Consider the following 13240-nt stretch of genomic DNA (forward strand, 5'->3'; position numbering starts at 1 on the left):
ATGATGAATCATGTCAAATCATCTTCATTTACACGAACATGAACGTAGTATAAAAATGAAGCATATCCAAAATAATTAAAGGGGCTGAAAAAATGATTAAAAAACTTATTATTAGTTCTATAGCTTTAGGTGCAACAATAGGAGTGAGCAAACCTACATTTGCTGTTACAATACATTCTCCATCACAGTTTAAAGAAACTCGAAATGTTCATGTGCAATCCCTATATTCTCCATGGCAGTACTTAGGGCAAACTTCAAGAGAACTTCAAATTAAAAGTAAGGATTCAAAAGTACTAGCTTTTGAACTAGCAAAAGAAGCACCATTTTACGAAGAAGAATTAGTAGACATATGTTCTGAAATTTTAGATGCAAATGTAGATGTTGTATATTGGACAAGTAAGGAATGGGTTAGATTTGAAGAAGGAAATTATGAATTTAAACATGAAATTAAAATTTTTAGAGATAAAGAACGTCAGCAATTAATTACGACACTAGAATCTTAGTTCTTTTACAAAAAAAGAAGCTATCTTTAGTATGCTATTCTCCCCTCATAGTAGATAGGAAAAAGAAAACACATTAACCTATTTATTATGGAGGGGATTTTTCTATGGGGTAAATTAGAATTACTTGCTATGCAAAATGAAAGGAAAAGGAAGTGGGTTTATACTTAAAAGAAGATATAAAACTGTAAGAAAGAAATAGACATTTATTATCCAATTGTAAGGCGTTAAATGAAATGATTCGAAACTTTAGGTACTAAAAAACTAGAAGAAGAACGTGGGAAAGCAAAAGGGTTATGTTTAGGTAGAATGAAACCTAAAGGTTCGGGTACTAAGACTAAACGGTTGGAAGAAGAGGATGGGATGTTAGAAAAATGAAGGAAAGTATGTTGCGAAAGTTAAACTTTTAGGATAATGCACATAAAAAAGACTTCTTCATCTATCTTAAGTCCGCAAATATATACAATGTTATAATCATCAAAGGTTTCAAGAGAAATTAAATAACCTGAGTCCATACAAATATAGACTCAGGTGGCTTAGCTGTGTTTTGAAAATACTGTCTACCTGATAGGTCCCTCTCTTTTTATTCTTCAAATAAACAAACTGAAACAAGACTATTTAGAAGTATTAGTGAATTAGCCTCTCTTTAATTTTTATTTCGTGTCTCTTAGCTTTAACAAGTACAAACATAATTCATTAATCTATATTACCTTTAAAACATTTATAAATTTGATGCTATAAAAGCAATAGAATTATGTAATAAGTGAATCAAAAAAACAACCCCAAAAGCAGACATGGTAACCTGATATTTTTCATTCTTTTTTTTATATACCCAATAAGCATAGTTATATAAAAGACCAATTATCGTTGTACCAACTATATAAGTGATTCCATATTGATGATTTAATCCAAATATAATTGAAGCTATTAAAATGATAAGGTAATCGCGATTTTTAATGTAAGGAATCCAACTTAATAGCCAAAATAAAAATACTTGAAAAACTACTGTTTCATATATAGGTGCCGCTAATACCCCTAATAAAACTTGAAGAATAAGAGGTGCTTCTGTTATTGGGTTTTTTTGTATTTCAGGTAAGAATAGATCTAATGGTATTACAAATAAAAATGATCCTAATAAAATAAGAAAAATAAAAGAAATTGTAGGCAAAGCAAACATAAATTTATTTATTTTTTTGAGCATATATATTTCTCCTATAATCTTTTATTACATCTATACGAAAAGTAATAAATAATTGAGTCTCTTTTTGTTTGACATGTTTTTGTCTACTGTTGATGAAAACCGTTCTGTAATTGAATTCTTGGCTTATATGTAGGTGTAGCGATAAAGTAGGGATATATTAACACTATATTGTTAATATTAAAATATTAAAGAGTTAAGTGAGATATTAAGGTCACACCAATTTTATAATGAATATAGTATCAAGCCCGTTAAGGAAATATGCTGTATAGGACACGCTGGTACTGCTTATTTTACTATATGAATATTTAAGTGCATATAGTTTTGGAGGAGTATGTATTTTTGCATTTTTTAATACAAAAGTTTTTTATTAAAAATTTACTTTCTGCGCTACCTCATATGAATTTAAGACAATTGAGGGGTAAAGGCCAAAAGAGTCCGAGTTCAGATTGTACAGGTAAATATTATAATGTTATAGAAAAATAAGGAAAAAAGTTATAAAATAGGAGATTGAATTAAACTTTCAGATTTTATTGTTCTGCAAGATAAAAATAACTAAAGATGGGGCTCTTAAAAATTCTTATCTTTATTTAAAACTAACGATATTATAAAAAATCCTCGCTGAAGGTACTGCAACAAATCTAATTTGAAAATCTTTAGGAGATAAATATGGAATTTTAAATATTCTTAGTCGTCTATTAAACATTATAGCAATTATTATAGGCAAATCCTTTAATATCATCGATTTAGAAGAAATCAGTACAAATAGAAAAGATGAAGTGGTAGAAGTATTACGTCTTCCTTTTAATAGATTTCCAGGAGCAGCTGGACATATAAAAGATGCAATTGTAAATGAAAAAAATTGGAACGTTTGGTTGAACGATTAGTATGCTATTTTAAAGTTTAAATTAATAACAGAAAGAGAACCTCTTAATATGTTACTACTTTGTTTTTGTATTGTTGAAAATAAGAAAGGAGAAATCAATGAAAAAATATTGGCATAAGCTATCGTTGCTTCAAAAAAATGTATTACTAACGGTATTAGTAATTCTGACCCTTGTTGGAAGTATGGGAGCGTTAAGTTTTAATATGTTTCAAAGTAGTATGATGTCTATATTTGAGAGACAGTCTTTTGAAACAGGTGATGCAGTATTAAATCAATTAGATCTAGAAATAGTAAAAGATGTAGCAAAAAACCCCACAGCACAAAGAGTGAAGAAAGAAAAATTGACAGAGCAATTAGATAAAGCTATAAAAGATATGAAAAGTGTTGGGCAAACATATGTTACAGGTGCCAAGCTAAACGATAAAGCTGAATTACAAATAGTAGATTTGGATACAAAATTAGCAAATACTGTTTCTGTAAAACCAGGTGAATACTATGAGCAGCCTACTTATTGGATGAAAACATATGATAAAGTAATACAAACAAAACAGGCACAAATGACAGAAGTGTATGAAGATGAATTAGGGTTCTGGATAACAATTTTAGAGCCAGTTACAGATGAAAATAAAAATATAATTGCAATTGTTGCAGCGGATTTGGAAGCTTCTATTATTCCTCTTACAAAGAAAAACTTTATGATACAAGGTTTACTATTTATTATAATTTCATTAACTATCGCAATTACAATTCAAATATTTATCTCACGAAACTCTCTATCGCCTTTAAAGGATTTACAAGAAGGGTTACGTAAAGTTGGTGAAGGGGATTTAAGTATTAAATTGAATGAAAGATCTGATGATATAGGGATAACTAATACCTATTTTAATAATACTATTAAAAAGTTTAATAGTATTATAGATAAAGTAAGGCAGACTGCTGAGCAGGTTTCGACATTTTCACAGGAATTATCGGTAAGTACAAAAGAGAATAGCATAGCCTTTAAAGAAATTGCAAGTGCTATTACAGGATTAAATTTAGGAGCACATTCTCATGAATATGTAGTGCAAAAATGTTTAGGGATTGTTCAAGAAATGGAAAGTAAGATGAAAGAAATTAAAGGAGATGCAAAACAAGTTGGCAATGCTTTGGAAGACATGGACCAGCATTCTGTAGAGGGAAAAGATTTGATTAAGAAAATCGTGAATCAAATGAAAAGAATCAAATATACAGTTCAGGATGTATCTTCAAGTATTTATGCATTAGAAGTACGATCTAAGGAAATTCATGAAATTCTTACTGTAATTACAACCATTTCAAATCAAACAAATTCATTAGCTTTAAATGCTTCTACTGAATCCTCATGTGCTGGAGAGATGGGAGAAGAATTTTCAGGTGTTGCGGACGAGGTACGTATATTAGCGGAAAGAACTGAGGCATCTGCAAGGGATATAGCTAAATTAATTGGTGAAACCCAGGCTGAAGCAGAGAGAGCTGTAAGATCCATACAGAAGAGTTCAAAGGAAGTTGAATCAGGAATAACACTTGTTCAAAGTAGTGGTGCTTTCTTTGAAAAGATTTCAGAATCTGCACAATCTGTTACAAATCAAATTAAAGCGAATTCGAGTAATTCAAGAGATGTTTTAGAAAATAGTCAATCTATTGTTCAGGCTGTAAATGAATTATCACATATTGCAAATACATATGAGTGTAGCAGTAGTAATGTTGAGATAAGTATGAAAGAGCAAGAAATGTATGTACAAGATATTGCAGAGCTAGCAAATTCTTTGAATTGGATCTCCCAAGAATTACAAGAGTTAATAGGAGGATTCAAAATTAAGTAGGATAGAAGAAGGTGTAGGTATGACCTATACCTTTATTTATTCCCACATAAGGGATGAAAGCTTAGGTATATATGTAAAATAGCTAAACGAATATTTTTTTGCATATTTTGTTGGAAATAGAGAATGATATTACCAAATTCAACGGAGGTGTTAAAAAAATGCAAATTCGCGAAAATAATAAATCAAACGAAATCTTAATAGCAGCTGCAACAAGTGCAATTGAGCAAATGAAGTATGAAATTGCTCAGGAGTTTGGCGTTACACTTGGACCAGATTCAACATCACGAGCAAATGGTTCAGTAGGTGGAGAGATTACGAAACGTTTAGTTCGTATGGCGCAAGAGCAGTTATCTGGTCAATATAAAATTCACTAAAGTTAAAGGTATATCCCATTGAAGGGATATACCTTTTTAATTTGCTTTTAAAGAGGATCGTTACATTTTTTATTGTTGGTTAAGTTTAGAAACTGCAAATTTAGCTGTGAAATTCATTTTCTTCATGTAAGAAGAATTTACTCCTGCTTGAAATTGAACAGAAATATTACCGTCTTTTTGTGCTTTGAATACGCGACCATATGGTGAATTAGCATTGTATGTGCCAATTACTTGATTATCTGCATCAAAGACTGTATAAGAAATTGGGAACCCGGAATTTTGTACAAAGACTGTAAGTTCTTCCCCTTTACTAAGATTAAATGATTCTTTTTGAGAAACTTCATAGGAATTCATAGAGTAATATTTTGTAACTTCTTGAGTTTCTAAATTCGTAGTTGCCGCACTCGCTTTTGGTGCCTCTGCTCCTGGTAAATTCATACCTGATAGTACTGCAATTCCTAGTGCCCCTGCTAAAATAGCTTTTTTCATAATGCTAGTTCCTCCTTTAATATATTTTGAGATTTGAAAAGGAAGTGAAAATACCACTTCTTGAAACCATTATAGTTACAGTGAGAATGATTTTCAATATAGTTTGATATGTAATTCTGCATACATAAGGTGGCGCTATAAGATAATCTATCTGGGATTTAGAATATTCTTAGAAGAAGAGGAGGACAAATTTTTAAAACTATGAATGGAATTGTAGCTGTTCTTTTACATACGTTGGTTTTTTAAGTGAATATTTCGTTGAGTTTATTTTTGTTCGTTTGCTTTAAATGAAATATTTTAATGTTGATAAAGTTTTATAATTTGGAATTATTAAACAAAAATGAGATATTGTATGTTATGCTAAAAGAGCTACAAAGCACACCATCCTGATAATATTGTGTATATTTATCCTATGTATTTCGTTTGTATTAGAAATAAGAAGTCTCTTAAAAAGAGACTTCTTATTTTTGTATGGAGGGGGTATTATAGATGGTTGATTATTATCAAATCTTTTTAATTACAATGACAGGTAGTGCTTTATTTTTTTATATACAACATGCTGGAAACCAACAAAAAGAAACAAATGGACATTCTTTGTTGTAGTATTTTTCTTTTTAAATTATTTATTTCTTAATTTTGTATAAGTGAATGTAGGTAGGGATACGTTTTTTATAATGGATATTTTTTAAAACTATAATAAGGATTCAAATAAATAATACGATGAATAATTCCTAAGATGAAAATTGTATTAGCTAGTGAGAAAGAGGCATGTTATTAAATATTAGGGGTATGAGAAGGTAAGGAATCTAGAGAAAGGTAAAAAAAGAATATAAAAAGGAGTCGCTATTTGACTCCTTTTTATATGGGATAGCTAAATTATTGGAAATATTACCTACTGAAATACTTTTTCAATTGTAGGCATAACAGCTATTGGTGGTAGGGATTTAGTCCATGCAGCTGCATATACATTTAATTTCTCACCTAATGTGTAGTTTTCATCATCTGAAACAGGAACTCTTAAAATCTTATTTTGAGAAACTAGATCCCACCAATCATGTTGATAAGCAAGAGCTTCATCTTTTGTAGGCGTAGCTGCAACTACTAAATAATTGTTCTCTACTGAAATGACATATCCAGTAAAAGGTTCTTGTTCTTGGTTCTGAATAGAATGGACAGGAATATTGTTGGCGGAAATTTTGTTAGAATCTGCAAAGGCCGGTGTTAATCCGAATGTAAATCCACATCCTAGTGTTAAAGCTGTTACCGTTGTTACGAATGTTTGTTTTTTGTTAAACATGATATATCCCCCTTATATTTTATCCTTACACTATCCATTTTCAACTTACATACATATAAAGCCTTTTAATATTAAGATACTTAACAATTTTGTAACAATTATTCCATAAATGTTAATATTATCTATTAATGGAATTGGGTTTATGTTATAATTCACTAGGTGAACTATTATTGTTCATTTCATCTCTTGATGAATGTATGCCCTTCCTTAAGTGTAAAGATGTTCGATTTTATTGGTGAAGAGAGGATATATCCCTCTTCTTTTTTTATTAATATGGGACTTTAGGGAATGAACAGAAAAAGAACCCTATAGGGTTCTTTTTCTAGGCATATTAACAGTAAGGAGAGTAATGAAATGCTATTTTCAAATCTTTACAAGGAGAAAAATTTGAAAAAGCTTATCATGTTATTATTTTTACATACATGTACTATAAAGTTAATTGATAATATGTAGATTCACTATTTTAATTGGTGTGGAATGTGATAGAAAGTATAGGTTTACCGCAAATTTATGCTTTCAGGATTTGAAGAGTATTCTTAATATGAATTTTAAAGAAAATACAAAATTTTACTAGACGTGAGAAAAAAGGAACTGAAAATATCCTTTAAAATAAGATATATTTGGGTCAAAAAATTAGAGGGCACCAATTCATTAAAGCAGTAAAAACGTTTTAATGAATTGGTGTCCTTTTTGTTTTAAAAAGAGAATATATTTTCTCAACAGGACAAATGGTAATTAGCTATAAGTATTAATTATAAGGATAACAGGAAAATAGAAATTAATAATAAAGGAGAATGCGAAATGATAACATTAATATCTGAAAGAAATCTAGCTGAAATCCAAGAAGACGATGTAGATGTATTAAAAGTAATGGCACATCCTGTTCGATTACAAATTGTAAATGAATTAATGCAACATAAAGTCTGCAATGTTACACAGTTAACGGAGATATTGAGACTCCCACAGTCCACTGTTTCACAACATTTATCAAAATTGAGGGGAACCGTACTCCGCTCAGAAAGAAGAGGGATAGAGATGCATTATTTTATAGATAATGCTAAGGCACGTCAGATTGTTGAAATTTTAGGTTTGTAGGTTAATAATACATAAAAGGTTTTCTGTTACAAGGCAGGATGCCTTTTTATATGTATCTAATGATATTATCATATCATTAGATACTAACTAACCTAACAATAATTTAATTTATTAGCTTGTTTCATCTTGCCACACACAATTTAACATAATGTATCAGTAAAAAATTAAAATAAGGGGTTTAAACGGAAAATGATATTAAATATTAGATATAACAATGGATTTCTTTAAGTAGGGTTTTGTTAAAAGCCCTAATTCCTCTGCAGAAATTAAACGTGTAGTAGCTGAAGGGGATACAGTTGCTCTTCATGTACATTTCCGAGCTAATTCTCAAGATAAGGGAGTTGCTATAGGGGATTTATTTCGTATAAAGGATGGTAAGATTGTCGAGCATTGGTATGTAATACAAGAGATTCCAAGTGAGACAACTAATAATACTATGTTTTAGGCAGAAGATATATTTTAGGTTTGTTTAATTGTTAGAGCTGTATAGGGTCTAAAGATTTAGATAAGTTATGTATAAGATGAGTAAAGTGGAGGGATGTCCTAGATATGGTATTAGGACATTTCTATTTGTTTAAGGGTAGGGTATTCTCTTATTTCCTTTAACAAGATTTATAAAATTTCATTTTAAAACAAGACATAAATATATACTGGAACTATACACAAAAAATTCAAAATTATTGAGAATTATATTATAGAAGCCATGTTATAGTGATATTGTGAATAGGAAAATATTCACAATTAATAATTTCTAATCTAATAAACTTATAATATTACTTTTAAAGGAGGTGTTTGATATGAAAAAGGAATTTGAAAAACCTGTAACTATTCGTCAGAGCGTTTGGGGAAAACACTAATTTAGAATTATAAGGGAAATTATGTTACCTATATTCATTTAAAGAAGGATAAATATGCTTAATAAAACTCTAGTTTAAAATAATTTATGAATATGTGTCAAAAATATACACGAAATATTCAAAATTATCGATAATCAAATTATAGAAGCCATGTTATGGTGATATTGTGAATAGGAAAATATTCACAATTAATAATTACTAATCTAATAAATTTATAATATTATTTCTAAAGGAGGCGTTTGATATGAAAAAGGAATTTGAAAAACCTGTAACTATTCGTCAGAGCGTTTGGGGAAAACACTAATTTAGATTTACAGGAGTAGAATTTAATCTACTCCTGTTTACATTAACTTTTAGTATATGAAAGGAAGTGTTTTTGTGAGAAATTACTATTCGGCTCCTTCTTTAGTAGATATAAGTATTACTAATAGATGTAATTTAAAATGTGATTATTGCTATGCATCATCTAGTCCGTTTGAAACAAAAAATGAAGAGATGGATCTAAATCATTTAAATAATTTATTTCAAGACTTAGATGACATGAACGTTCATAGGATTTCCTTAACTGGTGGAGAACCTTTTATTAGAGATGATTTTTTTGAGATCTTAAGTGCAACTCAAAAATATAAATTTGCTAAAATAATTAACTCTAATGGAATTTTAATAAGTGATAAAATTGCAAGTAAATTATCAAAATTTGATTTTGATAGAATATGTATTACTTTAGATGGAAGTTGTCCAGAAGTACACGATATAATCCGCGGTCATGGTAGTTTTAAAAAGACAATTAAAGGTATTAAAAATTTACAAAAATATAATTTACCAGTGTCTACTCTTTTTACATTAAATAAAACCAATGTTAATGACCTTATTAATACAATTAAACTGAATGAATTATTAGGGATAACTTATATGACAGTCATGGTTGTTTGTCCAACAGGTAGAGCTTCGGACGGAAGTATATTAGCGGATAAGAATAATTGGTATCCTATGTTTTTAAATCTATCTGAAATGAAAAGTAGGGGGGATATTAAATTAAATTTCAAAATAATTCCACCTAATGAAAGTCCTGTGTTTTGGTTATATTATTTTCCTTTAGAACATTATAATCGTTTAGATTTGTTATCTGTTTGGGATCAAGATCTGAACTTAACGGATATACATACAAAGGAAAGAGAAATATCATGTCAAGCAGGTGTGAAAGCTTGTTCTATTGCATATAATGGTGATGTATTTGGTTGTGATTTAATGATGGGAATTGACCAATTTAGAGCTGGAAACATAAAAAGTACATCAATTAAAGAAATCTGGAATGAATCATCTGTATTCAATAAATTAAGAAATATATCATTTGATAATATTAATGGTAAATGTGGTTCCTGTAGTCATAAGTGGTGTGGAGGGGGATGTAGGTCTTCTGCCTTTAATTTAACAAACTCAATATATGGTTCGGATAATAGTTGCTTTTTTGAGGAGAGTGTAGCAAATGGATGATATTAAATGTTTTATTATTCATGGTAAGAAAAATATAATATTCAGACAGGAGGGCGATAAATATGTTTTTTTTGATCCAATTGCCCTAGAATACTACGTAACAAACTTTATAGGTGCAGAAATTTTATATTATATTTCTAAAGGAAAAGATTTTCATTTCATTGCGGATAAAATATCAGAGGAATATGAAATAAACGAAGATATGAGTAAAGAAACAATAAGGGAATTTTTATTAGACTTCCCTTTATTAAGTATTATATCTTCTAATTTAATAGAATCTGATATTTATAAAGAGCTATCAGCATGAGATTTAATTATCTTAACAGCATTAAAGAAATCAATCATATAGCTGTACCACTAGTTGTGAATTCAATAGCTGGGTTGTTAATTAAATTGGTAGATCAAGCAATGATCGGTAGAATTTCAGTTGAAGCTTATGGAGCTATAGGTGTAGTGAGTTCACTTTTATTCACATTTGCAGGTATATTAGGAGTAATGTCTGTTTCCTTTAATATTTATGGATCAAGAAGCATGGGACAAGAAGATATAAAATCATTTAATAATTATTTTATATCTTCTATTTTTCTTAATATAATTATAGGTATTTCGTTGGCTTTGTTATTACTCATATTTCAAAGGCCTTTATTATCTATAGTTTTTGGTTTTGAAGGAAATATTTTAGAGGACTCTATTCAATATTTAACTATTATGAGTGTATATATATTAATTCAATTATTATTATTTACGTTTTCGACTTTCTTTAAAATAATAAAAGAAACAAAATGGATTTTTATTGGTTCAACGGTAGCCTCAATCTTGAATGTAATATTAAATTATCTTCTGATTTTTGGTAACTTCGGATTTCCGAAATTAGGAATAAGTGGTTCGGCAATAGCAACTATAATTGCTTTAAGTATAAATTTAATTATTTATATGTATTTGTGTAGAAAACATTTAAAAATTACCTTTCAAAACATTAAAATATATATTAATAATTTAAAGTTCTTATGTAAAAAGAGCACCTCTCTAGTTGGTCAAGAGATTTTAGAAGGCGGTATTTTCATTATAGGTGTAAATGCTATGATTGCTCGAACAGGAGATATACAATTATCAGGATACTTATTAGTTTCTCAAATTTTAAGTATTATTTTAATTCCAATGTATATGTATTCTTCTGCTATTCTAACTTTAGTTAGTGAAAGGTACGGCTCTAAACAATTAATAGATTTAAAGGAACTACCTAAGGTGACTTTAGGACTTATTATGGTATTTTACATGTTTTTAAGTATTATTTTTGTATTTTTAAAATATGAGGTTGTAGCTTTTATTACAAATGATACGAATTTAATTAATTATGCTGCAAGTATACTTACCTTTATTATAATAGCTAATATCTTTAATCCGTTACATAATGTTTATAAATATGCTTTACAAGCTATAGGGCAAAGTAATTATGTTTTAATAAAAACAGCTATAATAAATTTAATTACTTTTGTAATGATGATTATTACCATTTATGTGTTCAACTTGAATATATTTGGTGTATTTATTAGCTTATTTTTTAATTATGTAATGTTATCAATTATATTTTCTAGAAAATATAAAGGGATTCTTGATGGTATTGAGAGTAATAAGAAAAAAATTCTTGCTTAAATTTAACAATGCCTTTTTCGTGTAGTAATTCTTAAAGAAACATCCTTAAATGAAATAAAAAAAGGCGGTGTATACTGCCTTTTTTTTACTCAATATGTTCTTTAATCCATGTTGCCTCTAATTAATAGCTTCCCATTTCTTCTCAGTATTTCTTTTCCAAAACCAAGTTTTATAAAAAACGAGAAAATTTCATCATTATTCACCCACTTTTTTATTCATCCCTTCTCAATTTCTATAGTTGAAACTGACGATTTAAAGCTTGGATCAATAAAAATATTTAATTAAAATGCTGGAGAGTAGGTGACATGGAAACAATTAGTAAAAGGTAAAATAAGTGCTAGAACCTTTAATAGACGATAATATTGAATCTGTACCTTTTGTACGCAAATCATCTGGTGATAAAGCAATTTAAAAAAATGATTACGATTAAAGTAGTTGTAAACATAATTAATCTTGATGCCAATTATCTTCGCAAATTAATGAGAGAGGATAGAATCTTATCTAAACTTATGCAAGATAAGATGTGGTAGTATATGGAATAGGATAAAGCCAGTTAGGAGGGGATTTTATATTGAGTAAGAAAAAGTAACCAAGAATGATTGTTTAAGAGGAGAAAGTGGACTGTATATATCCCGCATACAAGTTCACCAATGGGAACGCGATCAGTAAATGTGCCTATATAAGAGGTTCCAACCCTGGAGGCAAAACGTGTTGAGGGTAAAACACTTTTATTTGAAAGAAGAGTAATTCACCTATAAAGCATACAAGAAAAATCTAAATTCTCTGAAAGTAACCAAGATAAAATCCCTTCTATAAAAAAGAAGGGGAGAAATCCCCTTTACTTTAAAATTTATTAAAAAATAACTTAATTCATTGATGAAATATTATTGAATTGGTGCACAACTCCAAATGTATTTTCCAACTACCTTTATTTCTGGACAATTTTCTATATCTGTACAATCAAACATTAATGGATGTATACTAGGATTAAAAGAATCTGGCTCTAGGATAATTCTATTATTAGTTTTGTAAATTCTTTTTAAAGTGGCGTCATATCCGTTGATGAGTACAGCGGCTATGTCGCCATTATTTATATTTGTTGTCCTCTCAAGTACAGCTATATGTCCATCATGTACAATTCTATTCATACTGTCTCCGTTTATACGAAGTGCTAATAGTTTTTCAAATCCATATTTATCTAAAATGATATCAGGTACCTGTATATCCCCAATTACATTTTCTATAGCCTCAATTGGTTTACCAGCTGCGATTGTACCATAAATGGGAATATTCCGTTTGGTAATTACGTGATCTTCAGGACAATAGGATTCATTTTCATCAATAAAGTAGGTTGCAGAGACATTTAATATCTTAGCGATTTGAGATATTTTTGACATTTTAGGGCTTCTTTCACCATTTCTCCACCGCAAAACAGTAGTTCTACTAACAGATAATAATTCAGCTAATTGCTCGTCTGTCATATTATTTTTCTTCATCAATTGAGATAATTTTAAACCGAATGATTTCATGACTTTTTGTCACCTCCGTCTTGATTG

Annotated in this window: 14 protein-coding genes and 1 pseudogene; 11 read left to right on the forward strand and 4 right to left on the reverse strand. The window is 29.2% G+C overall.

Going from position 1 to position 13240, the window contains the following annotated elements:
• Positions 1 to 92 precede the first annotated feature (92 nt).
• Both ACTFRY_RS18830 and ACTFRY_RS18835 read left to right on the forward strand, forming a co-directional pair.
• Complete coding sequence (locus tag ACTFRY_RS18830) at positions 93 to 503, forward strand: hypothetical protein (RefSeq protein WP_071732411.1); 411 nt, start codon at positions 93 to 95, stop codon at positions 501 to 503.
• A gap of 457 nt (positions 504 to 960) precedes the next feature.
• Positions 961 to 1068 carry an IS3 family transposase gene (locus ACTFRY_RS18835; protein WP_124749618.1) on the forward strand — a complete coding sequence of 36 codons (108 nt, stop codon included), beginning with the start codon at positions 961 to 963 and terminating at the stop codon, positions 1066 to 1068.
• A gap of 153 nt (positions 1069 to 1221) precedes the next feature.
• Here the strand turns inward: ACTFRY_RS18835 and ACTFRY_RS18840 are convergent, their stop codons facing one another.
• Positions 1222 to 1701, reverse strand: a complete 480-nt coding sequence (locus ACTFRY_RS18840) for a CPBP family intramembrane glutamic endopeptidase (RefSeq protein WP_071732412.1) — start codon at positions 1699 to 1701, stop codon at positions 1222 to 1224.
• 981 nt (positions 1702 to 2682) lie between these two features.
• Here ACTFRY_RS18840 and ACTFRY_RS18845 point away from each other — a divergent pair.
• Both ACTFRY_RS18845 and ACTFRY_RS18850 read left to right on the forward strand, forming a co-directional pair.
• Positions 2683 to 4425: a methyl-accepting chemotaxis protein gene (locus ACTFRY_RS18845; protein ID WP_240853376.1), complete on the forward strand. Its 1743-nt coding sequence runs from the start codon at positions 2683 to 2685 to the stop codon at positions 4423 to 4425.
• Positions 4426 to 4583: 158 nt separating this feature from the next.
• Entirely contained in the window at positions 4584 to 4799 is a 216-nt protein-coding gene (locus ACTFRY_RS18850; protein WP_071732413.1) for an alpha/beta-type small acid-soluble spore protein, read from the forward strand.
• A gap of 69 nt (positions 4800 to 4868) precedes the next feature.
• On the opposite strand, the gene ACTFRY_RS18855 is transcribed toward ACTFRY_RS18850, so the two are convergent.
• Positions 4869 to 5288 (reverse strand): hypothetical protein, encoded by a 420-nt coding sequence (locus ACTFRY_RS18855; protein ID WP_071732414.1) that lies wholly within the window; start codon positions 5286 to 5288, stop codon positions 4869 to 4871.
• An 892-nt stretch (positions 5289 to 6180) separates the two neighbouring features.
• Positions 6181 to 6585 carry a DUF3221 domain-containing protein gene (locus ACTFRY_RS18860; RefSeq protein WP_000482313.1) on the reverse strand — a complete coding sequence of 135 codons (405 nt, stop codon included), beginning with the start codon at positions 6583 to 6585 and terminating at the stop codon, positions 6181 to 6183.
• An 801-nt stretch (positions 6586 to 7386) separates the two neighbouring features.
• On the opposite strand from ACTFRY_RS18860, the gene ACTFRY_RS18865 reads away from it, so the two are divergent.
• The 7 genes and pseudogenes from ACTFRY_RS18865 (at position 7387) to ACTFRY_RS18895 (ending at position 11684) form a co-directional block, all read left to right on the forward strand.
• Positions 7387 to 7680, forward strand: a complete 294-nt coding sequence (locus ACTFRY_RS18865) for an ArsR/SmtB family transcription factor (protein WP_017657775.1) — start codon at positions 7387 to 7389, stop codon at positions 7678 to 7680.
• Positions 7681 to 7894: 214 nt separating this feature from the next.
• A pseudogene (locus ACTFRY_RS18870) lies at positions 7895 to 8125 on the forward strand (nuclear transport factor 2 family protein); the annotation flags it as partial.
• A 352-nt stretch (positions 8126 to 8477) separates the two neighbouring features.
• Positions 8478 to 8537: a tryglysin family RiPP peptide gene (gene wgkA, locus ACTFRY_RS18875; protein WP_423176837.1), complete on the forward strand. Its 60-nt coding sequence runs from the start codon at positions 8478 to 8480 to the stop codon at positions 8535 to 8537.
• Positions 8538 to 8781: 244 nt separating this feature from the next.
• Positions 8782 to 8841 (forward strand): tryglysin family RiPP peptide, encoded by a 60-nt coding sequence (gene wgkA / locus ACTFRY_RS18880; RefSeq protein WP_423176837.1) that lies wholly within the window; start codon positions 8782 to 8784, stop codon positions 8839 to 8841.
• Between the two features lie 74 nt (positions 8842 to 8915).
• Positions 8916 to 10031, forward strand: coding sequence for a radical SAM/SPASM peptide maturase WgkB (wgkB, locus tag ACTFRY_RS18885; protein ID WP_069604343.1), 1116 nt, complete (start codon positions 8916 to 8918; stop codon positions 10029 to 10031).
• The gene (wgkC, locus tag ACTFRY_RS18890) at positions 10024 to 10338 is read left to right on the forward strand and encodes a PqqD family peptide maturation chaperone WgkC (protein ID WP_080489399.1); all 315 of its coding nucleotides are present in this window, start codon (positions 10024 to 10026) and stop codon (positions 10336 to 10338) included. Before wgkB ends, wgkC begins: the two co-directional genes overlap by 8 nt.
• A complete protein-coding gene (locus ACTFRY_RS18895; RefSeq protein WP_071732417.1) occupies positions 10335 to 11684 on the forward strand; it encodes an MATE family efflux transporter in 1350 nt (449 codons plus the stop codon). The genes wgkC and ACTFRY_RS18895 overlap by 4 nt, the downstream gene beginning before the upstream one ends.
• Before the next feature lie 884 nt (positions 11685 to 12568).
• Here ACTFRY_RS18895 and ACTFRY_RS18900 read toward each other — a convergent pair.
• Entirely contained in the window at positions 12569 to 13213 is a 645-nt protein-coding gene (locus tag ACTFRY_RS18900; protein ID WP_071731715.1) for a LexA family protein, read from the reverse strand.
• Positions 13214 to 13240: the final 27 nt, after the last annotated feature.

Origin of the sequence: Bacillus cereus group sp. MYBK195-1 (genome assembly GCF_051916605.1) — a bacterium.
In the GTDB taxonomy this organism is placed as follows: Bacteria; Bacillota; Bacilli; order Bacillales; family Bacillaceae_G; genus Bacillus_A; species Bacillus_A cereus.

What these genes read in the sequence shown, in the direction of transcription:
- ACTFRY_RS18860 (WP_000482313.1), bottom strand. Translation starts at nt 6,585, where the DNA reads ATGTTTAACAAAAAACAAACATTCGTAACAACGGTAACAGCTTTAACA.
- wgkC (WP_080489399.1), top strand. Translation starts at nt 10,024, where the DNA reads ATGGATGATATTAAATGTTTTATTATTCATGGTAAGAAAAATATAATA.
- ACTFRY_RS18865 (WP_017657775.1), top strand. Translation starts at nt 7,387, where the DNA reads ATGATAACATTAATATCTGAAAGAAATCTAGCTGAAATCCAAGAAGAC.
- ACTFRY_RS18840 (WP_071732412.1), bottom strand. Translation starts at nt 1,701, where the DNA reads ATGCTCAAAAAAATAAATAAATTTATGTTTGCTTTGCCTACAATTTCT.
- ACTFRY_RS18830 (WP_071732411.1), top strand. Translation starts at nt 93, where the DNA reads ATGATTAAAAAACTTATTATTAGTTCTATAGCTTTAGGTGCAACAATA.
- ACTFRY_RS18855 (WP_071732414.1), bottom strand. Translation starts at nt 5,288, where the DNA reads ATGAAAAAAGCTATTTTAGCAGGGGCACTAGGAATTGCAGTACTATCA.
- ACTFRY_RS18845 (WP_240853376.1), top strand. Translation starts at nt 2,683, where the DNA reads ATGAAAAAATATTGGCATAAGCTATCGTTGCTTCAAAAAAATGTATTA.
- ACTFRY_RS18895 (WP_071732417.1), top strand. Translation starts at nt 10,335, where the DNA reads ATGAGATTTAATTATCTTAACAGCATTAAAGAAATCAATCATATAGCT.
- ACTFRY_RS18850 (WP_071732413.1), top strand. Translation starts at nt 4,584, where the DNA reads ATGCAAATTCGCGAAAATAATAAATCAAACGAAATCTTAATAGCAGCT.
- ACTFRY_RS18900 (WP_071731715.1), bottom strand. Translation starts at nt 13,213, where the DNA reads ATGAAATCATTCGGTTTAAAATTATCTCAATTGATGAAGAAAAATAAT.